Source organism: Mesorhizobium carmichaelinearum (assembly GCF_900199455.1).
In the GTDB taxonomy this organism is placed as follows: Bacteria; Pseudomonadota; Alphaproteobacteria; order Rhizobiales; family Rhizobiaceae; genus Mesorhizobium; species Mesorhizobium carmichaelinearum.
The window spans coordinates 56,640-81,712 of sequence record NZ_FZQR01000021.1 but is presented as its reverse complement, the minus strand read 5'-3'; the positions used below and the strand labels follow the sequence as shown (position 1 = coordinate 81,712).

Below are 25,073 nucleotides of genomic sequence, written 5' to 3'. Positions count from 1 at the left end.
CGGTGATACACCCGAAAGGCGATATGTCCGCCAACCAGTCGATCATGGCGTTTCGATCTTGCCCCCGGGAGGACGGCTCCCGGGGGCGTCTGGTCTGCTTGGGAGGGCAGCCGCCTGAAGTGCCGTGGATCAACCCCACATGGCCCGCAGGTTTTTTAATACTGCAGCCAAACCTTCTCAAAAAATCGGCCGTTCATCAGTTCGTTGTTGACGTCCGGAACGTACCCTTTGACCTTGTTGCTGACGCCATCGAGATATTGATTGAACATTGGGATAATGGCGCCACCATCGTCGCGTATCATCTCACTTGCCAGCCTGTATTTGGCAGTACGAATAGCCTCATTGTCGGTGCTTCTCGCTTCCGCCAACAACTTGTCGAATTCGGGCCGCATCCAAGCCGTATCATTCCAGGGAGCGTCCGATTTGTACGCGAGAGCAAGTGCCAGATCCTGGGTGGGGCGGCCATCCCAGAATGTGCCGCAGAACGGCTTTTTCAGCCATATGTCGGTCCAGTAGCCGTCGCCAGGTACACGAATCACGTTGATGTCAATGCCGGCCTTCGCTGCATGCTCTTTGTAGAGCGTCGCGGCATCAACAGCCCCGGGGAACGCGACATCCGAAATATGCAGGTCGATCGGGCCTGAATGACCCGACTTTTTATAAAGGCGGCCAGCTTCTTCCGGGTCGTATTTTCTTTGCGGAAGAACTGTCGCAAGCGGGTAAGCATCGTTGATCGGCGTGTCGTTGCCAACCGCTCCATAGCCATACAGGATACGACGGACGAGATCTTCCCGATCAATGGCGAGCTTCAGCGCCATTCTCAAGTCAGCATTGTCGAAGGGGGCGGCATCGCAGCGCATGGCAAGGCTATAGTGGGCGCGACCCTGTGTTGGCACGATCGTCGCCACCTTCGAACCTTTGATCAACGGCACAATTTTTGGAGGAATGGTATCGATAAGGTGAACTCGACCATTGAGGAGTGCCGATATGCGTGCAGTGGCGTCGTTGATGACGAGCGATTCGATGGAGTCCACGAAACCGACGTCTTCGCGCCAGTAATCCTTGTACTTTGTCGTAATGTAGCGTGTTCCTAGATTCACTTCTTTCAGAGCATATACCCCCGTGCCGATCCCAGCATCGACCGGGAAACCTTCCGGCTGAACGACGACATGATAGTCGGTCAGCACGTAAGGGAAGTCGACGTTCGGTTCTTTGAGTGTAATCGTTACCTCGTGGTCATTTTCTGCCTTAACATCGGAAACGATTCTCATTCCGGCAGCACCGCCGGATTTAGTGTCGGGCCCACGGTGACGATTCAAGCTGTAGACCACATCCTTCGCAGTCATCAACTTACCGTTGTGGAACGTTACGCCTTTTCTGATTTTGAAATTCCACTTCAACAGATCCTTCGAGTAGTCCCAGCTTTCAGCCAGCATCGCCTCCAGGCCTTTGCCGTCGGAGGCCGGACAAATTAAGTTCTCCTGGAGTTGCTTGACCATGTTTCCAGCGGCTTGTGCAGCGGAAAGCGTGGGATCAAGGCTATCGGTGCTTGCGCCTCCGGCCAGCCCTACCACCAGGTGACCGCCCTTTACCGGCCCGTCTGCTGCAAAGCTGAATCGATTGGTCGCTGCCAGCGCGCCTGCGGCGCCAACCGATTTCAGAAAGGTACGGCGATCGAAGGTCGGTCCTCTGCGCCTGCTCTCGTTTTTGTTGACCATGGATTTCCCCTTTAGTGGTTATTGGACTCGTCATCATCGGCAGCTATCCGCACGCCGCGGTGTTCGGACGGAGTAACTATCGAGAAAACGTCGGGGGCACGTTTGACGTTTTCGGCCGTTCAGTTTACATTTGAAGACTGATCCGGAACTGCGCCCGAGTTTCAACAGCCGCAGTGTCCGCAGAGATATTGGACAATGGCCGATCGCGCCGTCCATTAGATGGAGCCTCACCTGAGGCATTCCGATCTATGTCGATTGTGGGATATGAACCCAAAAATGATTAAATATGAGCGCGCACCATGAAATCAGCTTTTCCGTCCGGTGACGAGCCCTACAAAATAGCTATCCTGCTCTTAGAGCAATTCGCAATGATTGCCTTCTCCTCGACCGTTGAGCCTCTCCGGGAGGCCAACTGGGTTGCGGGAAGGCGCATCTACGAATGGACTGTTGTTTCTCACGACGGAAACCCCGTGCGCGCGAGCAACGGTCTTATGCTCGAAGTCAACGCCCCGATCAAAGATGTCGACTTGAGTGCGATCGTAATCGTTTGCAGCAGCTTCAATCCCCACCTCTACACAACTCAACCCGTGCTAGCGTGGCTGAGGCGACAAGCACGTCGGGGTGCTATGATCGGAGGGGTGGAGACCGGAGCCTATATTCTTGCCCGCGCCGGCCTCCTCGACGGACATCGGGCAACCATCCACTGGGAGAATGCAACGAGCTTCGTTGAAGAATTCCCCCAAGTCGAACTGACCAATGGCATCTTCGAGATTGATCGCCGACGTTTCTCGGCGTCCGGCGCTTCCGCCGCTATGGACATGATGCTTTGCATGATCTCCGAACAGGCAGGGCAGAAAGTTGCTTCAGGGGTTGCTGATGAGTTTGTCTACAATCGGATCAGACGGTCTGAAGCGCCCCAGAGGCTCCCAGTGGCCGACAGGCTCAGCACGCGAAATCCGCGGCTGCGCCGGCTTCTCAGTTTTCTTGAAAAGAGACTAGCCGAGGCGATCGATGTAGGGGAAATGGCCGTGGTAGAAGAGATCTCGGAGCGTGAAGTCCAACGTCTCTTCAGAGTTCACCTGGGCACGTCGCCCAAGGCTTATCATCGCAGGCTGCGCTTACAGCGGGCCCAGGACCTGCTTCGTCAGACCGACATGCCCGTTTCCGAAGTCGCGTCGAGTTGCGGCTTTGGTTCCGGCGCGGACTTTTCAAGAGCTTATCGGCGTGAATTTGCACGTCGACCGTCCGACGACTGCGGAGTGGTCTATCTCCTGGATCGATAACCGGCGGCGGTGATCAGCGAGTCCTATCCAACACGATCGAAGGACAAGGCCGTATGGACCGCCTTGCCGAGGGTATCGAGAACGGCGCTTTATTTGGAATGGCGCCCGAAGAGATTCGAACTGCTGACCCCCAGATTCGTGGTTTGGACGCTTGTATAGCCCTCGGCAATTGGGCGCCTGGCTCATACGTGCCGTATGGCGACCATTATTTTACCAGCGTCAGCCAGTGGTCAAACCTCTCCGGGGTCAGCGTAAGAGCCCGGAAGAAAATGTCACGATCTGTCAGGAAAGCAGCCGCCGGGTCCGCGCCAGCCTGCGCTCGCCGCGACCGCTGCTGGGATAGCCCTCAAAGATGATTCCTACCGGAAACAGTTCCTCATCCTCAATAGGTCGATCCTCATCGCCTTCAGCAGCGTAGACCGGACCTCCGCTCATGCCGCTGAAAAAATGGCCATGTGGTTCATCCAAGACGCTCGACAGCGTTATGAACTTCTGGTCTCTTCCGAACGTCGACGAAACTGCCGCGATGGCCCGCATAAAGCCCGCACCCACCATGTCACGGCCATCAACTTCCAACTGCTCTTTATGTTCGTTGGGATAGCCGGCAGCAACGCACATTTTCACGCTCTCCCAGCGCGGCTCGCGCCACGCGTCGAGATCAATGGCTGTCTTGTTCTTTTTCTCTGTAAGTATGGACCAGTAGCTCTCAGAAAGAGGGGCTATCGCGATGTCACTTTCGCGATGCGTCTCGTTCTTCTCGGCAGCTCGCGTTGTTTGGGTGATGCGACCGATCCCCGTGACCTGAGACAGATTAAGCACGCCGCGGTCAATCTGCAGAGCGAGCGTGGGCAGGCGGGCGTCGGGCACGGACTCCGGATTGCTGAGTTGGTCAACCACGTGCCCGCAGGTCACGGCGTAGATCCGGCCGTGGCGCTTGATGAATGTGAAGGTTGCGCTGTTTGTCTCTTCGGTGTGGCCTGTACCGAGATAGTGATCCTGCAGCCACACCGGATCGGTTTGACGCCGTAGCAGACTATCGTCTTCGTGCTTCGCTGATGCGTTTATCATTCTCTTGAACTCATTTCTTTTAAGGCGCTTGGTTCGAACCCGTTACCACGATGTTATCCAAAGTTGTCTCCATTACGAACTCAAGTCGCCGTAATGAAAAGGCTCGGGTATATCAGCAGCGCCGCTCCCGCTCACGGGCTGTCCCATCTCTACGACGTGAACCCTGTCCCGGTGGAGGTGAAGGAGCGCGTTCTCACGACTGCCATAACGAGTAAGACGCCACGGTCTCTCTCGATCTTGCCCTTTCGGTTGCCGGAGATTTCGGCCTCAAGGCCAAGGATGCGCGCGCGATCGCGCGGCAGGTCGGTGAAACCGTCGCGAACTGGCGCGGCGTCGCTGCTGATGCCGGCATCGGCAAGGCCGAAATCGACTGCATGGCGTCCGCGTTCGAACACGACGACCTGTCCCAGTCGATTGCGTAGCGTATAAATCTCACCCTGAAAAGCCTGCTTCGTCTGGAGCCATTCGTCGCCTCACAAAGGCGAGGGGACGGCGGACAGCGAACAGACGGGACCTGCTTTGTTCGTGTGTCCCGAGGCTTTTTCGCGCGAAGGATCGTTACCCGCAGGGGCGAGACCAAGTCCAGCGCTCGGCGCGCCAACGCAGAGCCTGGTTCGCCGCAGCGGACGCGTCAAGACGGCCCGCCTTCGTTTTGCTAATACGCTACTCAACTAAGGGAGGTCTGGATGGCAGTCATCATTCTGCTGGGCGCCCTACTTTCCTCTTATGGTCACACGCCCCAGGGCTGATAGACGGCTGGCAATATCGTTTTCGGTAAGCGGCTCCCGGTTACGGTCGACGCGCGGTTGCAAGCGCGGTGATGGTGGCGCCGGCGGCGGTTCTTTGCCAGCACGCGCAGACGTGTCGGAAAAGACCAGGGTGAGAAGAAAATGGACAAGGCGCGGCGTCCACGGGGCACCGGCGGCGGTTCTGTACCCGTCCTTATTCAGCCGGACCGCCACGTCCCGCGGCTTTCGCGTTCCCGACCGGGCGTAGGTTTTCACCACCGGCCCCAGCCGATCGCAAAGCTGGGCGACATTGATCTTCGGACCGTGGAAGTGGACCGTCTCCGCCTCGGTCATGTCGGGGCGCTCGTCCTTCCTCCTCGCCGGATTCTTGATGAGCCGCGAGTTGTTGATGATGGTCCTCGGCACGGGACGCGCCAATGCCGGTGCGAGTCGATGGTCGGCGGTGGGATCATGCACAGGCGGGTCTATGGCCGCGCCGTCTTTGAAAGTGACATGCGTCAAGGCTTCAGGGTGAAGGAAGGAAACAAGGTCGCCTTTCACGCTGACGAAGTCGCCGGCGGCGATCAACGCGTCCGACGCCAGATAGCTGAACGCCCCCTGCACATGATCACGGTCAACACCTTCCGCGATGACGACATAGCGTCTGTCCCGGCACTCCGTCGAAACCACCACCATCAGCCGCCATCCCGCATGTCCGCTTCCAGGGGCATCGAACAACCCCGCGGTGCCGGCTGCGGCGACAAGCTCCAGGGCGAGTCCCCGCGGTCTTCTGACCGGCGGGGCGACGACGGCGGGACCAGCGGCAATCCTGCGCGCCGGGTTGTCGGTACAGGGATGCTTAGTCCACGGATGCCCCAGCTCGTCGAAATAGACCCGGCTGCCGTGCCGGTTGGCATAGAAGAAAACAGCGTCACCGCACACCGGGCAGCGCGCGTTCGGGTTAACGTAACAGGCGCTGACTGTCCGGACGGCGTTTCTTTCAAGAAGCAGGCGCGCATCGCGACGGCGCAGGTCGGCAGCGACCTGCGACTGGTCAATGCGAGCACCGCCATAGTTGACGCACCACCCGCAGGTGCAGTTGGAATAGTGGTTGTGGCCGGTCATCCGTATTCGAATACATCGCGCGGCAAGGTCTTGGAAGCATGGCAGACAGCGGCGGGTTGAGAGCACGCGCACCGGGAGGCAAGCGGCTCTTGAGAACGCGGTAACATGTTGGCTGGTCCGATCGACGTGTTCTACTTGACGACCTCAAAGGCCAATCGGGTGCTGTTGCCGATCGTGAGATGGACCGAGGCCGCCGGGCGAGAGCCGGGTGACGTTGCGTAAAAAAGCCATGATTTTAGCATTGACGTAGTGGTTTAGATCCTGCCTCCCAATCGAGACGGCAAGCAATCGGCGAGGAGATTAGCCATGAATGGAAATTATCCCGTAGTCGAATTGTATGCCTTTGACCTGTCACGGGTTGCATAAGGTACCATTCACGACTAGCCGTATCTTTGAAGTCGGTGGCCACATCTTGAAATAAGACTGGCTTGGCGGTTCTCCAAACTATACGTTCGAGGAGTTGCTTTTGGCCTGCGTTGAAGCCGCTGGCGACCGCGTTACAAAGTATTTCCGGATATCCCTCTTTAAACGATACCGAATTAGAGGCCTCGAAGCTCACCAACTTCGTCATAATGATGATGCGGATCTTCAGGGCTTGATCTCTGGCGATATCAGAAGCGATTTTGTCTTCACCTAGACAGACGCTTAGCTCATCCTCAGCGTTCGGCACGTTGAAACTGAATGCTACTGCATGCAATTCAAAGAGTTTCGCCAGTGCTGTATCGTCTAGCTGTTTGGCAAAATCGAAGCATGCGGCAGCTGTAGGCAGCGTGGCTGCTGTCTTTATCCATTCCGCCGTTATCCGGCTCGTTGCCGCCGCCTTCGAATATCCATAGACCGAGTAGGACACCAAAAACTGCCGCCGGATACAAGCAGCGCGAGCGACGATAGAACAATGGGGATAACCTTGAGGACATCATCCTTGCTGAAACCCATTGTAGTGCTCCACTAAAATGGCTCGTCGCAGCCACTTGTGTTTGCAAACATAGCTATGTCAGGCGGAACCGCAATCTGACACTCAAGACTGCAGGCGTTCGCGAGGAGATCACGATAGCGGGTGCGACACTCCTGTTCTTGCCGCGACTTCAATCGATCGAGACGCATTCGAAAGCTCGAAGCCTTGCTAGGGGCCTGACTCGCTTCCCACAGTTGGGGCGGCAACTAGAGCCGCGGCGGTCCTCAGACCGCCAAACGTGATGTTTTGGGTTGCAAGCCGTTGAAGAAAGTACTCCGCCGCAATCCAGTAGCGCGCTTTTCCCAGCTTACGCACTGCTTACTTTGACAGCCGAATTGTGATGTAAGCAGAGACGCCCTTGTTACGGCGTCCGGTAGGTTTCGCGCCGGCCCCCCGATGCGTATGCCGATATTCGACCGCCAAAGCCGACTTTTGGCTCCTCCTAAGACGGAGGTCATCGCCGTTTGCGCGAGGATGGACGCCACACCCATCCCCGAATTGGTAGCAATATGGTCGCAATTCGCGCCACCCTGTGAATGGTGCATACATTCCAATCCCATAACATATTGATATCACATAATTTTTTGGCGCACCCGACGGGATTCGAACCTGTGACCTCTGCCTTCGGAGGGGCAGCGCACAATTAGCGTCCACACTATAGGGAGTTGAATGGTGCGGGCGGTCGGACTCGAACCTACATATCCGTAAGGACGGCGGATTTTGAATTCGCTGCGTCTGCCAATTCGCCGCGACCGTACAGGTCGGAGTTTTGAGGTACGGATCGCATTTGACATCTTGAACAGTGTCCTATTGCCATTCGTGGAGGGCGTAGTTGCGCCCATCAGCGGTCCTTCCCAAGCCGATCTCGAAAGGTCGCCTCTTGGCCCGCAAACGGATTGACCGCTTTGCCGGGAGAATGAGTGATTTCGGTCATAAGGCGGCCCGCTCCCAGTGACCTTGCGGGGGCGTGCTACTTTGCGGTCGCTACCCGCCAGTTCCGCCGGTCCGGCAGAAGTGGGGACCCGTATCTTTCTGAGACCCTCTCCAGCGAGAACATATGTCCACTCGCGAGGACCGTCGGATTCGAAGCGTCGTCGAATTGCGAAATGTTCTTGTTTTGTTCGCTGTTCGGTGTCAGTCTTGCCGAATGGAGGTATTGCTATCAGAGGTAGACGAAGGGATTACCGTCGAAGCTTGCATAGCCAATAGAGCAACGCGCTTTGCCCGTTCGGCTTGCCATGTGCGCTCCGACCAGAACCATAAGCGCGAATTTCGCATAACTACGCGCACGCAACCTGCAGTCTCAGCATCGAGATATGACGCCAGGGGTGAAGGCAGAATAGTGCGTCCTGCCGCGTCGATCGACATACGAAAGAACCTGTCCATGGCGGCCAACGCCAATTCATCCTTGTCTCGCTCCTCCGCCATATCGATCATGCTTTGCAGGTCGGTGATCGCCCTTTCTCCGTGCGGCACCCACGGCAGGATCTCGGCCCGTGCACCAGCCTCAACTACGGCCAGTAATGTCGAGCCTGTGACGCTGAGCCAGTCGAATTGAGCACGAACAAACACGGGCAACACAACCCGCCCTTTCGACGCGAGGGGCAGAACGTCGGTCCAGACCGCGCGGCCAAGCGAGGCGACAGGGTTCCAGCTGGGAGGTCGACCGGTTTTCATGGGACAATATGGAAACAAGAGCAGATTTGTTTTGCACAGCTTATCCTGCAGATGTAAACAGGGTTTAGGCGAGCAGGTTTCGGTTATTTGTGTTTTTGAGTTGCGATTGTGGCGTCGCGCTGACAGTTTCGCGGGCTTGATTGGGAAGAAGTCGATGGATTCAATTGAGGCGCGCTGGGAGATGCCTTCCCCTCGCAAGACGGTCAGCAGGATGGGCGAAGATTACGTCTGTTGGTCACGCATGCAGGCAGAGGCTGGGCAGGCCCTCGATGCTATCGTCCGTCGTAAGGAACTGGAGCGGCGAGCCGGACGAGGCATGTTTTGCTGGGGGGTTGGAAATGCCCCCGCCGTGATCACGGGAGCTTTGGCTAGGCTTGGCGAGCCGGTTGCGGCCGTATTCTCGATCATGAAAAGTCGCCCAAAGGCGGTCGACGTGAATCCGGGAAGAATCGTCGCCTGGCGGCGCTACTTCGATGTCGATGGCACCGTTCGACCGATGCCGCGCCACGTGCTCGTCACCAGTCGCGCCGAAAGTGCGAGCGGCCCGAAGTCCCGACATTTCGCGTTGATGTGTTGGTCGGACAAACCACTTTTGATCCAGCACGGAGAACAGTTCGATCCGGCTGCCTACCGAAACGCCGGGGGCACTGGCGCTCCGGTCGGCGCGTCGCAAGTCACCGCGCTGCTCAAGCGAGCCTCACAAGGGGAAGGCGTGAGCGCATATGAGGCAAACCTGAAAGCGTGGCTTGTAGCTGCCTATTGGGTCAGGCTTACAGATCCTATAGATTGTTCCCCAGAATTTAGTCGCATCGACGATCTCACTAATGGCTCGGTGGACGAGTGGTTACAATTCGTCGATCGTGCCAGACACGAGAGTGAATTGGCGGAGCCATCCAACGCCCAACAGGGCTGCTTGCTTTAAGCGACCATCCCATCGCTCCGGCGTCATTCGAGAGGATAGAGTGGATCCGGATTCCAAGGCCCTGATCAAAGAGCTCAAGGATGCTGGGTTAAGCGACCAAGCCATAAGGGCGGCTTGGCCGTCCTGGTGGAGCGATGAGGCGGCATCCAGCGCCTCGGCCCGCACAGAGCTAAGGTTTGCTCTTTCTCGCAGACTCGGGCTTGAGCCTCAGTCCTTGCTGGGCGCGCGGGTGGAATTTGTTTGGCAAGATGATACTCGCTTCAAAAATCTTACGGCTGGCGACGCTGTTCAACGCGGCGCTCTGGCCTCTTTTGGCAACGCTGTCGGACGGCTTCTGCTAAGGGCGACGCCTCGTGTGCGATCGATGGAAGCGATCGGTGCGATCACGCTCCGGAACGCAATCCTATCTGGGCGATCCGTTGTCGACCTCGTCGGCCTGATCTCTGCGTGCTGGGGATTGGGTGTTCCAGTAATCCACCTGCGTGTTTTCCCCCTCCGGATTAAGGCGATGCGCGCCATGGTCGTCGAAGTGGAGGGCCGTCACGCTATTTTGCTTGGTCGCGATGCCTTCTATCCCGCTCCAATTGCGTTCACGCTTGCACATGAGATCGGCCACGCCGCACTGGGCCACATTGGCAACAACAAGACCCTCGTCGATATCGGCGATTCATCATTCGGCAGCGAAGACCAAGAGGAGCAAGAAGCGGACCGTTACGGTCTTGAACTCCTGACGGGTTCCGCCGAACCCGTCATCACGACGAACATCGATAACTTCAGTGCCCGCGGTTTAGCCGAGGCCTGCCTAGAGGCCGGACCATCTCGAGGGATTGAGCCCGGCACGCTGGCGCTATGTACGGGATACGTCCGTGACGACTGGGTTGTCGCCAACGCAGCACTGCGACACGTCTATTCGGAACGCAAGCCCGTCTGGCAGGAGATCAACGCGATGGCCGCTGGCGAGCTGAATTGGGGAAACCTCAGCGATGAATCGATAGAATATCTTGGCTCTGTCATGGGCAACGATGGCTGACCCGCTCGTCGACAACGATGTCGTCCTAAAGGTCTGCTGCTACGGCCTCGACGGCGCACTGATCACAACGCTCGCGAAAAATGGCGGTACACCGGCAATGCTACCCTTGGCACGCTATGTGGTCTTAGGGCGCATTAAACGCGACCGGTCCCTGCAGAGTCAGGAGACCGCGCTTGCCGCGCTAGAACGGGTGCTTAAGGACTTAGGGATTGTCGAACCTGACGAGGCGGAAATTCAACTTGCCGCATCTTTCGAGGCAGCAGCGCAAGCGAGCAACCTGGAACTCGACGGTGGCGAGAGCCAGCTTCTGGCAATTCTGATAAGTCGCGGGCTGAAACTCCTCATCACAGGCGACAAACGAGCCGTTCGGGCCATCGAGGAACTGGCGGCCGATAAGCTCACATGTGGATCAATCGCCTGTCTTGAGCAATTGATCGCGACGATCCTGGCCCAACTTGGGCCTATCGTGTTGCGACAACATATTTGCGCTGAACCAGCCGCTGATCGAGCATTGACCGCGTGCTTCGCCTGTCGATCCTCGGTAATCGATCTCGCCTCGATCGAAGAAGGCCTTCGCAGCTACATCGCAGACCTAAGGAAAGTCGCGAGCAAAGTGCTAGTCGGCGCCAACGATCTCTCAGGTCTTGTTGCGTAGAAAAACCGCATAGGGCGGCATGAGTTCAGCCACTAGGCTGATCCCGACCTCTTTCCGATCGCCATCATTGACGACTTCCGGATGATCGAGAACCTCGAGGCAAGCCTTGTCAGCCTGCCCGCGGAGATACCGGCTGCCGATCCTACCCATGCTCCTGCCGACCGGGACGCGGGTCTGGTTCAGCGGTAACGACATTTCGCATTTCTCGAGACTCTTGATGACGAGAGCGAACCTCGATCCTAGAACGCGGATGTCCGGCGGGATTTCGGTCCAGTTCAGGTTATCGGCGGAGTATTCGTCTGCTCTCAGCTGCTCGGCGAAATGTCGAGAGGTCATCTTCTCCATGACAAGGTGAATCGGCTGGCCGCGCTGCTCAAAGATCTCGGCAAATGGCTGAACCATTGAACGCGGGTGGCACGTGTTCCCCCCATATCCCCACATCCCGTATCCGGCGTCCTCGATTTCCTTTGTCTTTCTGGCGATGATGGAATCGAGGTCCTCGTTGGCATGCGTTCCCACTTTCATGAACAAAACGCCAGCGCCAGGTTTGATGATTGCCGTCATGGTGTGCCTTTCAGCAGTTCAAGTGAATACTCATCTTCATGGGCCATGCCGTAGTTTAGGACTTTTTTCTCTCGCACGTACTTCACCCGAAGCTCTTTCGATCGACCATAGAAATTCGCCAAACGCAGTGGCGTTGCAGGTTGGCTTGGAACCACGTTCGCCTTGTTTTCAGCAAGCGCACTGACATAAAGATTGCACGAGCATAGATCGGGGGCATCGTCCAAGTGATAGGTGTGAAGTTTCCGCTGCATCTTTGAGACGTAAAACCCGCGCTCGCGGGAAAACGCTTGCACCCTAGCTAAGACGTGTTTGGGCCAGGCGAGTTCATCGTCATCAGCAATGACAACCATTCCATCCCCATCGTAGCCGACGGCTTCGATTCCTCGCTCTACAAAGAGGTTGACGCTTTCACCGTCATTGTACTGGCCCCAGGGCGGGTTCGTGTAAAAGCAATCGTATTTCGTAACCGATGGAAATGCGTCGAAACAGTTGTAGAGCTCGGCATCCAGGTTCTCGATACGCTCCTTATCCGCGAATCGTTTGACGGCTTGGACGGTCCTCTCATCAAAATCGAAAACGGTTATTTTTGATGGGCCGAAATTGAGCACGCCTCGACGTTTCATATAGGCGACACAGACGCTGATTGCATCGCCGTCGCCGATGAAGGCAAGCCTTTTGCCGTCAGCCCAGTCCGCCACCATTTCGCTCTGAAGCACCATGTCGCCGGATTTCATGTGGATCTGATCAAACTCTCGCAGAGGGCGTGGCCGATTTTGCACCACGTCTGAAACGGCGTTGATCGCCCTGCGCAAATCGACGCGGATCCGGTCATTCGGGATCCCTGTCATGACAGCCTCCCCAGCATGCGTTCGATAAGAGTTTCGCGAGGAAGCCCAGTATCGAATAGATATACCGGCGAGCCTGTAATGATGCCATAGGTCGTCGCAACCGAGGCCTGTAGCCCGGTATGCATTCGCGCTTCTTGATCGCTGATCATAGGACGACCGCCCGGATCATTTGCGATGCGTTTTCGTGTTTCCTCTGGACTGGCAAAAACGACCCAGATTTCGTCAGGCTTCAACCGGGCAATCTGTTCGAAGGAAAAAGCTGTGATGCGGTAGCCGTAAGCTTCCTTCGTCACCGGGTGGCTGTCGATGATGATTGGCCGTGCCGAACGATGATTGTCGACAAACGTAGCGAGCAGTTTGTCTACCTCCGCCACGTCCGACGGCGTCACCAGACCCGCCGACTGCGATCGCAGGTCTTCTTGACTCTGAACCGTTGAACACCTGTCGTTTAGATATTCCGTTAGCCGAGCCCCATATTCCCAAATTAGCAAGTCGGGGATTTTTTCGGCAAGCAAACGCGTCGTGGAGCTTTTCCCCGCGGCCGGAGCCCCGGTCAGATAAATCACCTTTGGCATTGAACAACTCCCCCGCCTCGTATCCGAGCACTTTGCAGGAAAGAGTCAAGCGAACCGCCACCGTTGCAGGAATTGGTTGATTTCATCTCGTTCACGTCCGAGTCGGCAACGGCGTTTATCGGATGTCGACGCTGACGTGGAGGGTCGGTGCAATGGGCGTCTGCGAGCTTGTCAGAAAGAGCCGCCGGAACAGCTTCGACGACCGCGTACTTAAGAAGGGGTCAGAACTAGCAGGGCATCGACGTCGCCGCATATCTACTAGCCACAAAGCTAGCGCCTTTCCGCGCGGGCGGGTTCGTTGATTGGTACAACGTCGAATTTCAACCTCGCCGTGGGAGACGTCCGCTTTCGGGCAATGTCACCGGCTAACCTCTACGGCCTACATGCTGCGCATAGCGGTCGCTCGTCATGCGTGGCGAAAACGACTGTAACGGATCAGATATTCACGTTTGTCGCCAACCAGGCAAAGCCCGGCAGTCGAGCAGGTTGTCATTCAACCAGAGGGCAGCAGGCAGGCCCTGAAACCAATCGGTAAGTGGCGATTCGGAATACGACCGCCTCAACGTTGGTGGTGACGCCTCGGATGACAAGGAACGCTTTGCTTCCGCAGACTAAATCGCAGACTAATTCCTCTCCTTAGTCAGCGGCGTTCTCCTAAGTCCTTGAAATAATGGCGCGCCCGAAGAGATTCGAACTCCTGACCCCCAGATTCGTAGTCTGGTGCTCTATCCAGCTGAGCTACGGGCGCGCATCAGGCCATGTTTTCAACGGCCCCGCAATCCGATCCCAGGGACCGGCCGCGAATGTGTGCAGTTCCCTAACGACTGAATTTGCGAAAAGCAAGTCGATCCGGCAAAAGTTTTGTCGCGAGTGTGTCATCCGGGGATGACGGCCCCAATCCCAAGGCTTTGAAGCTGCCGGGGAGCCGGTCCGATTCAAGCCGAGCAGGGGAAAGTCCGGCGGAGGTCATCGAAAGCGGCAGGCCAGAAGGGTAAGAGGCCCTCAGGAAAAAGCGCGGAGGCCGTCACGCCGGGCGGCGCAGGCTGCCACGGGCCTGGTCGAGCCGCACCGGCTGGTCGGGGATGGTGACGGCGAAAGTGGTGCGCCCGCCAATCGACTCGACCAGTTCCACCGAGCCGCCATGCGCACGGATCAGCTCATGCGCGATTGCCAGGCCAAGGCCGGTGCCGCCGCTGCGCGCCGAGCCGCGGAACGCCGCGAACAGGTTTTCGCGCGCTTTCGGCGGCAGGCCGGGGCCGGTGTCGGTGACGGCGATGCGGCTGACGCTGCCCAGGCGCACGGCTGATACCGCAAGCCGCCGCACCACGGCGCTCTCGGTGTCGGCCGCCATGGCCTGCACCGAGTTGCGGCACAGATTGGTGAGCACCCGGAACAGCTGGTCGGAATCGGCGTCCACCTCGAAAGCCGCCTCGACGGCGTTGATGAACTCGATGCCCTCCTCGATGTCGAGCAGGCCGTGCACGTCCTCGACCAGCTGGCGTAGCCGCACCCGGCGGCGCGAAGGCGGCGGCTCCTGCGTGCGGCCATAGTGAAGCACGCCTTCCGAATAGGAGACGGCCCGGTCGAGCGCGCGCAAAAGCTTCGGCGCAAAGGCTTGCACGGTTGGATCCCTGACCTGGCGCAGGCGGTCCGACATCAGCTGTGCCGAGGCCAGGATGTTGCGCATGTCGTGGTTAATCTTCGAGACCGCCAGGCCGAGATCGGCAAGGTGCTTCTGCTCGGACAGCATCTTTTGCAGCCGCTCCTGCATCTGCGACAGTTCGCGTTCGGCAACGCCGATCTCATCGGAGCGGGCGGCGGGATGGATGATGCGTCCGGGGTCGTCGGGGGCTTCGGAGAAAGACAGCATCGAGCGCGTCATCGTGCGGATCGGCCCGATCATGATCAGGTCGATCGCGGCATAGACCAGCATGGCGGTGAACAGCGAGATCAGCAGCGAGACGAAGGCGACGTTGCGCGAATAGATGAGCATCGCCTTGCGCAGCGAGTAATCCGGCATGATCAGCTCGAATTCCTTGTCGCTGTCGCCGACCGGTCCGAAGACGCGCAGCATCCGGTCGCCGCCGAAGAACAGCGTGTCGAGCGCGCCGGTCATGCCTTTGATCATGCCGACGCTGGCGAGGTCGATATGCTCGTCGACCTGCGGCGGCATGTCCGCCACCACCAGAAGCCGGGAGACGCCGCCATCGCGCACCGCGATCGCCTTGGCGCCGATCGCCATCAGCACATCATTCTGGGCCGTGCGCGACAGCGAGGTCGACTCGCCCTGCACCAGCACGATGGACACGGCGGCGGCCGTGCTCAGCCGCTCCTTGAGCCAGCTCAGCCGGTAGCTGGCGATCCAGGGCAGGAAGATGAGCACTTCGGCCAAAAGCACGAAAACGATGGTGAGCAGCAGCAGTTTTGTCGACAGGCCGCGCGACAGCGGCACGCTGCGGACGGTGGCAGGCACCGTGCCGATCCCTTCCCCCGCTTGGCTGATTTCGCTCATGCGACTCTGTCTTCACAATCACTTGATCAGCCAAGATTAGGCGATTGCGGCCTTTTTTGCCAATTTTATCCTTTGGTCCGAACATTAAATTACCGTCATGAAACCTGCGTCCGCGGCGCGACGACCCCGGATTGACTTCCAAAACCCTTCTTTCTATAAGCCCGCTCACGCTCGGGCCATTCGTCCCGGCGCGGTTTCGATCGCGCCAAAGCCGGCCCGGCAAAGCTCCTGTTACAAAGTGACAGAATCAAGAAGGGCCGCACCCCGCGGTATTAAAACAAATGAAGCGTACCTACCAACCGTCCAAACTCGTCCGCAAACGCCGGCACGGTTTCCGTGCCCGCATGGCCACCAAGGGTGGTCGTGGCGTCGTCGCAGCTCGCCGCAACCGCGGCCGCAAGCGGCTCAGCGCCTAAGCGAGACGAGATCGTTGCCCGCAACCGGCAAGCCAGTGGGGCAAGATCCCAAGCGGCTTCTGAAACGCGCGGAATTCCTGGCCGTCCGTCGTGGTGAAAAGCGACGCGGACGGTTTTTCCTCGTCGAGGTCCTCGACCGCGGCGATGGCGGCGTGCCGCGCGTCGGCTACACCGTCACCAAGAAGGTCGGCAACGCTGTTGTGCGCAACCGCGTCAGGCGGCGGCTGAAAGAAGCCGTCCGCGTCCATGCCGCAGATGACATGGTGCCCGGCAATGACTATGTCATCGTCGGGCGCGATGATGCGCTGCGCGCCCCCTTCGGCCAGTTGAAGGCCGAACTCTCCCGCCGACTTCGCGGAACACGATAGGCCAAGGGCTCTCGATGGAAAACAACCGGAACTTCTTCATCACCATCGCGCTGTCGGTGCTGATCCTGGCGCTGTGGCAGTATTTTTATGTCCTGCCGCACAGCGAGGCCCAGCGCGAAGCGGCCCGCATCGAGCAGCAGCGCGTGGAAGAGCAGAAGAAGGCGGCCGAGGCGGCCAATCCGGGTGCCGGAACACCGGCTCCGGCGCCGGGCACCATTCCCAACGCGCCCGGCGGTGACACCGTCACCGCGGCCGGCCGCGACCAGGCGCTCGCCGCTTCGAAGCGCGTCAAGATCGACACGCCGAGCCTCGAGGGCTCGATCAACCTGACCGGCGCGCGTCTCGACGACCTCAAGCTCAAGCACTACACCGAAACCGTCGACAAGAATTCGCCCGAGATCGAACTGCTCAACCCGCAGGCGCTGCCCACCGGCTATTTCGCCGAGATCGGCTTCGTCGGCAACGACAAGACCGGTACGGTGCCTGGTGCCGAGACGGTATGGAATGTCGACGGCAATCCGACGCTGACCCCGTCGACGCCGGTGACGCTGACCTACACCAATGACAAGGGCCTGACCTTCAAGCGCACCTTCTCCGTCGACGCCAACTACATGTTCACGGTGTCGGACACGGTGCAGAATTCCGGCTCGAGCGCGGTTTCGCTGTTCAATTACGGCCGCGTCACGCGCTACGACAAGCCGGCCGTAGCCAGCACCTATGTGCTGCATGAGGGCCTGATCGGCGTTACCGGCACTGAGGGCTTGCAGGAACACAAATACGCAGCGATCGAGAAGGACAAGCAGTACCAGCCAAGCAAGTCGACCGATGGCTGGCTCGGCATCACCGACAAATACTGGGCGGTGACGCTGGTGCCGACCGAGAAGCAGCCGTTTCAGCCGCGTTACGCCTATTTCGAAGACGGTCGCCACCGCTATCAGTCCGACTTCCTCACCGACGCGATCAATGTCGAGGCCGGTCAGTCGGCTACGGTGGAGACCGAAATCTTTGCCGGCGCCAAGGAAGTCGCCAAGGTCAACGCCTATGCGCAGGATCGCAATATCCGCTTGTTCGATCGGCTGATCGACTGGGGCTGGTTCATCTGGATCACCAAGCCGATGTTCTACCTGATCGACACGCTCTACAAATTCCTCGGCAATTTCGGCCTGGCGATCCTCGCCACCACCGTCATCGTCAAGGCCCTGTTCTTCCCGCTCGCCAACAAGTCCTATGCGTCGATGGCGAACATGAAGAAGGTGCAGCCCAAGATGCTCGAAATCCGCGAGAAATACGCGGACGACAAGATGAAGCAGCAGCAGGCGATGATGGAGCTGTACAAGACCGAGAAGATCAATCCGCTCGCCGGCTGCTGGCCGGTGGCGCTGCAGATCCCGGTCTTCTTCTCGCTCTACAAGGTGCTCTACATCACCATCGAGATGCGGCATGCGCCGTTCTTCGGCTGGATCCAGGATCTGGCGGCGCCCGATCCGACATCGATCTTCAACCTGTTCGGCCTGATCCCGTTGACGCTGCCGCACATGCTGATGATTGGCGTGTGGCCGCTGATCATGGGCGTCACCATGTTCCTGCAGATGCGCATGAACCCGACGCCGCCGGATCCGACGCAGGCCGCGATCTTCACCTGGATGCCGATCATCTTCACCTTCATGATGGCAGGTTTCCCGGCCGGCCTCGTCATCTACTGGGCCTGGAACAACACGCTGTCGATCCTCCAGCAGGGCGTCATCATGAAGCGCCAGGGCGCCAAGATCGAGCTGTGGGACAATCTGGTGGCGCTGTTTCGAAAGAAACCGTCGCCAGCGGAGTAAAGACCTCTTTTCCCGAAAAAGCCCGGTTCGCCCGGGCTTTTTCTTCGGGCAGATATCCGTTCACGTTCCCGTGATCGGCGAAACTAGCGCGCTGTCGGCGGCGTGACTGCGTGTGCATTTCCAAAGGCTATCAATTCCGATCAGCCCTCACCCGGAGGAAGACCACATGCGCTTGCCGTCATTCAGGACCATCGCCATTTCTGCCCTCGTCGCCGGCGTGGCGATTGCCGCCCCGGCCTACGCCAAGAACCCGAATGTCGGCGGCGCGCCGATGTACACCACCAAGACCATCGTCGAGAACGCCGTCAATTCGAAGGATCACACGACGCTGGTCGCCGCCGTCAAGGCCGCCGGCCTGGTCGACACATTGCAGGGCGCCGGACCGTTCACCGTCTTCGCGCCAACCAACGAGGCTTTCGCGGCACTTCCGGCCGGCACGGTCGACACGCTGCTGAAGCCCGAGAACAAGGACAAGCTCACCAAGGTGCTGACCGCGCATGTCGTGGCCGGCAAGATTTCCGGCGCCGAGATGATGAAGAAGGCCAAGGCGATGGGCGGCAAATACGAGATGAAGACCGTCTCGGGCGACACGCTCACCGCCGAGGTCAAGAAGGGCAAGCTCTACATCATGGATGAGTCCGGCGGCGAGGCGAAGGTGACCATCGCCGACGTCAACCAGTCGAACGGCGTCATCCATGTCGTCAACAAGGTGCTGTTGCCGAAGTAACGGCTTCCGGCGAAAGGGGGCAGTGGCAGGCCGTTGGGGCTTTCTAGTCTGCCATCCCCGCCTCATGACGAGGTGCCATGTTTCTTGGGGAAGCCGTTACCGGTGAGGCCGGGGTCCTGTAGTCCCTCACAGGACCCCGGTTTCTTTTTGCGTCCTGCGAAGACGGCTGGGCTTCAGCGATCGAACGTCGACCGCTTCCAGCGCTTCACTCCATCACGGCACTATGGTCGACCTTGGCCGGCGTGCCTGGCTTGCGCAGCAACAGCACCAGCGGGATGGCGGCCAGCGACAGGATCATCATCAGCTTGAAGTCGTTCATGTAGCTGATAACAGTCGCCTGCAGCGTCACCACGCCGTCAAGTGCTGCGCGGCCGGCGGCGGTGTAGGGGTTCATCGCCTGCGCGATCGCCGGATTGCCGAACGCCTGGTTGAAGGGCGTCACATAGGTGGCGATGTTGGCATGGTTGATCTGCACATTCTGCGTCAAGAGCGCGGTGACGACCGAGATGCCGACGCTGGAGCCGATGTTGCGCGACAGATTGTAGAGGCCGGTGCCTTCCGCCCGCCGCTCCGGCGCCAGCGTGGCGAAGGTGATGGTGGTCAGCGGCACGAACAGGAAGCCCAAGCCGGCACCCTGGATGAAACCGGTGCTGATGATCGTCCATTGCGAGACATCAGGGGTCCAGCCGGTCATGTCGTACATCGCCCAGGCGGTGATCGCGAGGCCGATGAACAGCAGCCAGCGTGTATCCACCTTGCCGATCAGTCTGCCGACCAGGAACATGCACGCCATCGTGCCGAGGCCGCGCGGGCCCATGACGATGCCGGCCGTCACCACAGGATAGCCCATCAGCGTCTGCAGATAGGGTGTCATCAGCGCCAGCGAGGCGAGATAGGTGATGCCGATGATGAAGATGAAGATCATGCCGACGGCGAAATTCCGATCCAGGAACAGCCGCGGATTCACGAAGGTGTTTTTGGCGGTGAAGGTGTGGACGAGGAAGATATAGAAGGCCGACGCGCAGATCAGCGCCTCGACGATGATTTCGGATGAGGAGAACCAGTTGAGCTGCTCGCCGCGATCGAGAAACATCTGCAGCGCCGCGATGGTGATGCTGAGCATGCCGAAACCCAGCCAGTCCAGCCTTGCCTTGATGTCCAGCTTGGTTTCCAGGACGAACAGGGACACGCCGGCGAAAGCCAGCGCGCCGATCGGCACGTTGATGTAGAACACCCAGCGCCAGCTGACATTTTCGGTCAGCCAGCCGCCGATGACCGGACCCAGCACCGGGCCGACCATCACCGAGACGCCGAACAGCGCCATCGCCGAGCCGCGCTCTTCGACGCTGTAGATGTCGAGCAGGATACTCTGCGACAGCGGCACAAGCGCCGCGCCGAACAGGCCCTGCAGCAGGCGGAAGCCGACGATCTGCGGCAGCGACTGCGCGAAGCCGCACAGCACCGAGGCGACCACGAAGCCGGTGATAGAGGTCAACAGGATGCGCTTGCGGCCGAAACGGTTGGCAAGGTAGCCCGAGGGCGGCGTCATCACCGCCGCCGCGACGATGTAGGAGGTCAGCACCCAGTTGATCTGGTCGGCGCTGGCCGAAACGCTGCCCTGAATGTACGGCAGCGCCACATTGGCGATGGTCGTGTCCAGCGCCTGCATGATGACGGCCAGGATCACGCAGGCCGTGATGGCGCCGCGATTGGCGACCACCGGTGTGGCACCTGCCGCGGTCGCGCTGGTCATGATTTCTGTCCGAACCGGTTCAGGAGGTTGGTGACGAAGTCCGGCAGGCCGCGCGTATGGCCGGTCTCGACGTCGATCACCACGCTCATGCCGCCGCGCAGCGGCGGTTTGTCCTTGGCATCGTCGACCGTCACGCGCATCGGGATGCGCTGCACGACCTTGACCCAGTTGCCGGTGGTGTTCTGCGCCGGCAGCAGCGAGAAGCTCGACGACGAGGCCGGGCTGATCGAGGCAACCGTGCCGTGCCAGACGGCACCCGGATAGGTGTCGACGCTGATCGTCGCCGTCTGTCCCGGCCGCACATAGGTCAGCTCGGTTTCCTTCGGCTCCGCCTCGATCCACAGATCGGTCGACGACACCAGGCTGAAGGCGGGCTGCGAAGCCGGCAGATACTTGCCGACCTGAAGCGCGTCGACATTGGTGACGACGCCGTCGAATGGCGCCTTGACGACGGAATCGCCAAGGTTGCGCTGCGCATCGTCGACGCCCGACTGGGCCTGCAGATAGAACGGGTTCTTTTCCACCGGCTGGTCGGCGTCGCCGCCCAACTGGGCAAGCGTGGCCTGCGCCTGCGACTTGGCGACCGCCACTTTCTGGCGCGCCGCGACGAGGTCGTGCTGGGCGCTGTCGAAAGACGCCTTGGAGGCGGTGGAGGTCTTGAGCAAGTCCTGCTGCCGCTGGAAGGCGGCCTCGTAATAGGGAATGTCAGCCTCAGCCTGTTCGATCTGCGCCAGCGACTGCTGGTAGCTCGCTTGCAGCGTCAGCACCTGGTTGCGCACGGTCCCGAGCTGGGCCTGGGCGGCGGCAAGCGCGGTTTCGAACGAGGCCGGCCGCAGGCGGAACAGCACGTCGCCCTTCTTCACCGCCTGGTTCTCGTGCACGTCGATCTCCTGCACGGTGCCGGAGACGTCGGTGGACACGCCGAGCGACTGCGCCTGGATATAGGCATTGTCGGTCGTCATCACCTGGCCGCCGGTGACGTAATAATAGCCGCCGACGACCAGCGCGACGGGAAGCAGGGCGAAAAGCACCGGCCGCGTCAGGCTGCGCTTCGGCTTGGCCGGGGCAGGAGGGGCAACGGTGACAGGGGCCGGCTGTGCCCGCGGCTCCTTGGCCGGAGCTTCGAGCGCAGCCGGCGCCAGCGCAGCCGGGGCTTCAAGTCCGTCATTGTCGATGACGACATTGCCACGCCGCTGTTCGCGTTCGCTGTCCAGCCGGATGATTTGGTCTCCGGTGCGACCCGCGGAAGGGTCGTCTTCGGCAGGCTTCTTGGGGGATGTTGATTCAGCCATGTACTTTCTCCCGGTCGACGGCTGGCTGGGTGCTAGCCGCGAGCAGATTGGATTTGATCAAGGTCAGGGTTTGCAGCAGATGCTGCTGTGTTTCAGGTGAGAGACCGGCAAAGGCCTCGTCTCGTGTTTTCCGGCCGTTGCCGCGCATGGTCTCGAGCAGCGGATGGGCCTGCGGGGTCAGGTAAAGCAGCCAGGCCCTGCGATCGGCGGGGTTGGGCCGGTGCAGCCCCGATGTCCGCGAACGCTGCTCAAATCTCTTTCGAAACAGGCGCGCGACGTCATGCAGCACGAAGCTGATATTGGGCGAGGAGGACATGGGAGGTGATTAGGATCTAGGGGACAAGCTTTCGTGAGCATGCTTATTATCATCATGCACATAATCCCGCTGGACGGCGCGTGCAAGACGGATTAAGCCGCCCGGAACAAAAATCGCATGGGCCACGGCGCGGAAAAGCCACCTTGGCGGCGAGCGTTTTCCGGCAAGGATTTCGACGATGAACTGGATCAGGATCGCAGCCGTGACGGCTCTCGTCGGATGCCCGGGCGCGGCGGTTGCAAAGGAGGCGGTCAGCTGCGGCGGTGCCGCCATGCTGGGTGGCGCGCAGCTGAACTGCAGCCACGTCGAACCCACGGCACCGCCGCAATTCTGCACGTATAGCTGGGCTCTGCACACGATGGCGGGCGATCAGAAAATTGTCGAAGGCACGTTCCTGCTGCCGCCCGGCGCCTCGAATGTCACGATCTACCAGGGCAGCGGTTTCGACAGCGCGCTGTCCAATCCGATCGTGATCTGCCGCGGCAACAAATGAGCTTGTCCGCCAAGGAAGGCTCGCTCCTCAGCCGATTGGTGCTATAGGGCGGATCACGTTATTTTGACCAGGCGCTCCGGTTGCGGATGCGCCCGCTTGCCAATCCCGGACGAACCGACATGGACGGACCCAACCCCGACATCAAGCACCCGATCCCGATGCACACGCGCGTCGGCTTCCTGAAGCCGCTGGTGACGGAGCCGAACATCGAGATCGGCGACTTCACCTATTATGACGACCCGGACGGGCCGGACAAATTCGCGCAGAAATGCGTTCTGCACCACTATCCCTTCATCGGCGACAAGCTCATCATCGGCAAGTTCTGCGCCATCGCCGAAGGCACGCGCTTCATCATGAATGGCGCCAACCACGCAATGTCCGGCTTTTCGACCTATCCGTTCAACATTTTCGGCCATGGCTGGGAAAAGGGCTTTGACCCGGCGACATGGTCGAAGGAGGTGCGCGGCGACACGGTGGTCGGCAGCGATGTCTGGATCGGCATGGAGGCGGTGATCCTGCCCGGTGTGGAAATCGGCCATGGCGCCATCATCGCCGCAAAATCGGTGGTGACGCATGATGTGGCGCCCTATGCGATCGTCGCCGGCAACGCGGCCAAGGTGGTGAAGATGCGCTTCGACGACAGGACGATCAGGCGGCTGCTGGCATTGGCATGGTGGCATTGGCCGGTGGACAAGATTGGCCGCAATCTCGACGCCATCAGGGGCGCCGATATCTCTCTTCTGGAGGCAGCAGCTTGAACGCTCTGAACAGCACTGTGATCAGCACCGACCTGTTCACGCGTGGGTGGATCTTCATCCGCGGCGTGCCGGCCATGAAATTCCTGCCGCCGGAAGGGCCACCGGAAATCGCCTTTGCCGGCCGCTCCAATGTCGGCAAGTCGTCGCTGATCAACGCGCTGGTCAACCAGAAGGGGCTGGCGCGCACCTCCAACACGCCCGGGCGTACGCAGGAACTCAACTACTTCGTGCCGGACGGATTTTCGGGCGAGGGCGCCGACCTGCCGCCGATGGCGCTGGTCGACATGCCGGGCTACGGCTACGCCACCGCGCCCAAGGAGAAGGTCGACGAGTGGACCAAACTGGTCTTCGACTATCTCAAGGGCCGGGTGACGCTGAAGCGGGTCTATGTGCTGATCGACGCCCGCCACGGCATCAAGGCCAAGGACGAGGAGGTGCTGTCGCTGCTCGACAAGGCGGCGGTGTCCTACCAGATCGTGCTGACCAAGACCGACAAGATCAAGGTCGCCGGCGTGCCGCGGCTGATCGAGGAGACGCTGGCCAAGATCAAGAAGCGCCCGGCGGCGTTTCCGTTCGTCCTGGCGACGTCATCGGAGAAGGGCGAAGGCCTCGAGGAATTGCAGGCAGCGATCGTGCTTGCCGCCAATGGTGGCTAGGCCTTCGCCTCCAGGGCAATCATCTGGTGGCGTTCTTCCTCGAAAAGCCTCTCCGTGCCGTAGGCCTTCAGGAACATGTCGACGCCCGATCTGACGATGTGATCGATTTCTTCCTGGCTTGGAGCCTTGGTGCGGTAGGCGAAGATGCACTGGCGGAAAAGGCCGGCCAGGCACAGTTCGGTGAATTGATAGGCTGCAAGATCGACATCATCGATCTTGAGCATGCCGCGTTCGATGGCGGCATTGAGGAATTCCATGACCTTGTCATGGCCGCGTTTGGGACCGCGTTCGTAAAACCGCGCGCCCATGTCGGGGATCCTGTCTGAGGCGCCGATCACCGTGCGCTGCGCCTGGATCACCCTGGCCGAGGTGATCTTCATCGACAGCACCTTGCCGAACTTCACCAGCGTCTGGCGCAGATCGTCGGCGCGGTCGAGCATGTCGTACATGTTCTTGAAGATGGTGCCGCGCTCTTCCTCGATCAGCGCTTCGAACAACTCTTCCTTGTTGGCGAAATAGACATAGATCGTGCCCTTGGAGACGCCGGCCTCGCGCGTGATGTCGTTCATCGAGGCGGCTTCAAAGCCCTTCTCGATGAAGACACGGCGGGCGCCATCGATGATCTGGCTGCGCTTGACCGGATCCTGTCCGGCCGCCGGGCGTCCGCGCCGCAAACTGTCCAGCAAGTCACTGCATTTATCGGTTTCGACGTCAGGCGTTGTCTCGGCCATAAAAGTCACACCTCGAAAATAATTCGAACCAACCGGTTCGATTGCCTCTTGATATGGTCCTCTTTTCACGCTATGTC

At 59.6% G+C, this 25,073-nt stretch carries 25 protein-coding genes and 1 tRNA gene; 11 read left to right on the top strand and 15 right to left on the bottom strand.

What is annotated here, in order from left to right; genetic code table 11:
• Positions 1-155 precede the first annotated feature (155 nt).
• The gene (locus CKW40_RS32410) at positions 156-1,718 is read right to left on the bottom strand and encodes an ABC transporter substrate-binding protein (protein ID WP_095203805.1); all 1,563 of its coding nucleotides are present in this window, start codon (positions 1,716-1,718) and stop codon (positions 156-158) included.
• 299 nt (positions 1,719-2,017) lie between these two features.
• On the opposite strand from CKW40_RS32410, the gene CKW40_RS32405 reads away from it, so the two are divergent.
• A complete protein-coding gene (locus CKW40_RS32405) occupies positions 2,018-3,001 on the top strand; it encodes a GlxA family transcriptional regulator (protein ID WP_095203804.1) in 984 nt (327 codons plus the stop codon).
• Between the two features lie 282 nt (positions 3,002-3,283).
• Here CKW40_RS32405 and CKW40_RS32400 read toward each other — a convergent pair whose 3' ends face one another.
• From CKW40_RS32400 to CKW40_RS32375, 5 genes are all read right to left on the bottom strand, one after another.
• Positions 3,284-4,069 (bottom strand): S1 family serine peptidase, encoded by a 786-nt coding sequence (locus CKW40_RS32400; protein ID WP_095203803.1) that lies wholly within the window; start codon positions 4,067-4,069, stop codon positions 3,284-3,286.
• Positions 4,070-4,218: 149 nt separating this feature from the next.
• Complete coding sequence (locus CKW40_RS32395) at positions 4,219-4,464, bottom strand: hypothetical protein (protein ID WP_095203802.1); 246 nt, start codon at positions 4,462-4,464, stop codon at positions 4,219-4,221.
• A gap of 318 nt (positions 4,465-4,782) precedes the next feature.
• Positions 4,783-5,922: a hypothetical protein gene (locus CKW40_RS32390; RefSeq protein ID WP_095203801.1), complete on the bottom strand. Its 1,140-nt coding sequence runs from the start codon at positions 5,920-5,922 to the stop codon at positions 4,783-4,785.
• 235 nt (positions 5,923-6,157) lie between these two features.
• A complete protein-coding gene (locus tag CKW40_RS32385) occupies positions 6,158-6,772 on the bottom strand; it encodes a hypothetical protein (protein ID WP_095203800.1) in 615 nt (204 codons plus the stop codon).
• Between the two features lie 1,239 nt (positions 6,773-8,011).
• Positions 8,012-8,554: a division/cell wall cluster transcriptional repressor MraZ gene (locus tag CKW40_RS32375; RefSeq protein WP_095203799.1), complete on the bottom strand. Its 543-nt coding sequence runs from the start codon at positions 8,552-8,554 to the stop codon at positions 8,012-8,014.
• On the opposite strand from CKW40_RS32375, the gene CKW40_RS32370 reads away from it, so the two are divergent.
• From CKW40_RS32370 to CKW40_RS32360, 3 genes are read left to right on the top strand one after another with little or no spacing between them, the layout of a single operon-like run.
• The gene (locus tag CKW40_RS32370; RefSeq protein WP_143748408.1) at positions 8,553-9,476 is read left to right on the top strand and encodes a hypothetical protein; all 924 of its coding nucleotides are present in this window, start codon (positions 8,553-8,555) and stop codon (positions 9,474-9,476) included. The genes CKW40_RS32375 and CKW40_RS32370 overlap by 2 nt on opposite strands.
• A gap of 40 nt (positions 9,477-9,516) precedes the next feature.
• Positions 9,517-10,506 (top strand): M48 family metalloprotease, encoded by a 990-nt coding sequence (locus CKW40_RS32365; RefSeq protein WP_095203797.1) that lies wholly within the window; start codon positions 9,517-9,519, stop codon positions 10,504-10,506.
• Positions 10,499-11,161, top strand: a complete 663-nt coding sequence (locus CKW40_RS32360; protein WP_095203796.1) for a hypothetical protein — start codon at positions 10,499-10,501, stop codon at positions 11,159-11,161. The genes CKW40_RS32365 and CKW40_RS32360 overlap by 8 nt, the downstream gene beginning before the upstream one ends.
• Here the strand turns inward: CKW40_RS32360 and CKW40_RS32355 are convergent.
• The 5 genes from CKW40_RS32355 to CKW40_RS32335 all read right to left on the bottom strand — a co-directional run bounded on the left by CKW40_RS32355 (position 11,144) and on the right by CKW40_RS32335 (position 15,660).
• Positions 11,144-11,725 carry a hypothetical protein gene (locus CKW40_RS32355; protein ID WP_095203795.1) on the bottom strand — a complete coding sequence of 194 codons (582 nt, stop codon included), beginning with the start codon at positions 11,723-11,725 and terminating at the stop codon, positions 11,144-11,146. The genes CKW40_RS32360 and CKW40_RS32355 overlap by 18 nt on opposite strands.
• Entirely contained in the window at positions 11,722-12,573 is an 852-nt protein-coding gene (locus CKW40_RS32350) for a bis-aminopropyl spermidine synthase family protein (RefSeq protein ID WP_179298197.1), read from the bottom strand. Before CKW40_RS32350 ends, CKW40_RS32355 begins: the two co-directional genes overlap by 4 nt.
• Positions 12,570-13,148 (bottom strand): ATP-binding protein, encoded by a 579-nt coding sequence (locus CKW40_RS32345; protein WP_095203794.1) that lies wholly within the window; start codon positions 13,146-13,148, stop codon positions 12,570-12,572. The genes CKW40_RS32350 and CKW40_RS32345 overlap by 4 nt, the downstream gene beginning before the upstream one ends.
• A gap of 671 nt (positions 13,149-13,819) precedes the next feature.
• Positions 13,820-13,896 (bottom strand) — tRNA-Arg (locus CKW40_RS32340).
• Positions 13,897-14,172: 276 nt separating this feature from the next.
• Entirely contained in the window at positions 14,173-15,660 is a 1,488-nt protein-coding gene (locus tag CKW40_RS32335) for an ATP-binding protein (RefSeq protein WP_095203793.1), read from the bottom strand.
• 281 nt (positions 15,661-15,941) lie between these two features.
• Here CKW40_RS32335 and rpmH point away from each other — a divergent pair, with 281 nt between their 5' ends.
• The 4 genes from rpmH to CKW40_RS32315 all read left to right on the top strand — a co-directional run bounded on the left by rpmH (position 15,942) and on the right by CKW40_RS32315 (position 18,997).
• Positions 15,942-16,076 carry a 50S ribosomal protein L34 gene (gene rpmH / locus CKW40_RS32330; protein ID WP_008833937.1) on the top strand — a complete coding sequence of 45 codons (135 nt, stop codon included), beginning with the start codon at positions 15,942-15,944 and terminating at the stop codon, positions 16,074-16,076.
• Between the two features lie 14 nt (positions 16,077-16,090).
• On the top strand, positions 16,091-16,444 hold the full coding sequence (rnpA, locus tag CKW40_RS32325; protein WP_095203792.1) for a ribonuclease P protein component: 354 nt from the start codon (positions 16,091-16,093) through the stop codon (positions 16,442-16,444).
• A 14-nt stretch (positions 16,445-16,458) separates the two neighbouring features.
• Complete coding sequence (yidC, locus tag CKW40_RS32320) at positions 16,459-18,270, top strand: membrane protein insertase YidC (RefSeq protein WP_095203791.1); 1,812 nt, start codon at positions 16,459-16,461, stop codon at positions 18,268-18,270.
• 166 nt (positions 18,271-18,436) lie between these two features.
• Entirely contained in the window at positions 18,437-18,997 is a 561-nt protein-coding gene (locus tag CKW40_RS32315; RefSeq protein WP_095203790.1) for a fasciclin domain-containing protein, read from the top strand.
• 205 nt (positions 18,998-19,202) lie between these two features.
• Here CKW40_RS32315 and CKW40_RS32310 read toward each other — a convergent pair whose 3' ends face one another.
• Genes CKW40_RS32310 through CKW40_RS32300 form a run of 3 tightly spaced genes read right to left on the bottom strand, consistent with a single transcriptional unit; the run spans position 19,203 to position 22,358 of the window.
• Positions 19,203-20,750: a DHA2 family efflux MFS transporter permease subunit gene (locus tag CKW40_RS32310; RefSeq protein ID WP_095203789.1), complete on the bottom strand. Its 1,548-nt coding sequence runs from the start codon at positions 20,748-20,750 to the stop codon at positions 19,203-19,205.
• Positions 20,747-22,042 carry an HlyD family secretion protein gene (locus CKW40_RS32305; RefSeq protein WP_095203788.1) on the bottom strand — a complete coding sequence of 432 codons (1,296 nt, stop codon included), beginning with the start codon at positions 22,040-22,042 and terminating at the stop codon, positions 20,747-20,749. The genes CKW40_RS32310 and CKW40_RS32305 overlap by 4 nt, the downstream gene beginning before the upstream one ends.
• Positions 22,035-22,358 (bottom strand): winged helix DNA-binding protein, encoded by a 324-nt coding sequence (locus CKW40_RS32300; RefSeq protein WP_095203787.1) that lies wholly within the window; start codon positions 22,356-22,358, stop codon positions 22,035-22,037. Before CKW40_RS32300 ends, CKW40_RS32305 begins: the two co-directional genes overlap by 8 nt.
• A gap of 202 nt (positions 22,359-22,560) precedes the next feature.
• Between CKW40_RS32300 and CKW40_RS32295 the strand changes: the two genes are divergently transcribed.
• The 3 genes from CKW40_RS32295 (at position 22,561) to yihA (ending at position 24,265) form a co-directional block, all read left to right on the top strand.
• Positions 22,561-22,851, top strand: a complete 291-nt coding sequence (locus tag CKW40_RS32295; protein WP_244571375.1) for a hypothetical protein — start codon at positions 22,561-22,563, stop codon at positions 22,849-22,851.
• 119 nt (positions 22,852-22,970) lie between these two features.
• Complete coding sequence (locus CKW40_RS32290; RefSeq protein WP_095203820.1) at positions 22,971-23,609, top strand: CatB-related O-acetyltransferase; 639 nt, start codon at positions 22,971-22,973, stop codon at positions 23,607-23,609.
• Positions 23,606-24,265 (top strand): ribosome biogenesis GTP-binding protein YihA/YsxC, encoded by a 660-nt coding sequence (gene yihA, locus CKW40_RS32285; protein ID WP_095203785.1) that lies wholly within the window; start codon positions 23,606-23,608, stop codon positions 24,263-24,265. The genes CKW40_RS32290 and yihA overlap by 4 nt, the downstream gene beginning before the upstream one ends.
• On the opposite strand, the gene CKW40_RS32280 is transcribed toward yihA, so the two are convergent.
• The gene (locus tag CKW40_RS32280; protein ID WP_095203784.1) at positions 24,262-24,996 is read right to left on the bottom strand and encodes a TetR/AcrR family transcriptional regulator; all 735 of its coding nucleotides are present in this window, start codon (positions 24,994-24,996) and stop codon (positions 24,262-24,264) included. The two genes, yihA and CKW40_RS32280, sit on opposite strands and share 4 nt — an antisense overlap.
• Positions 24,997-25,073 lie beyond the last annotated feature (77 nt).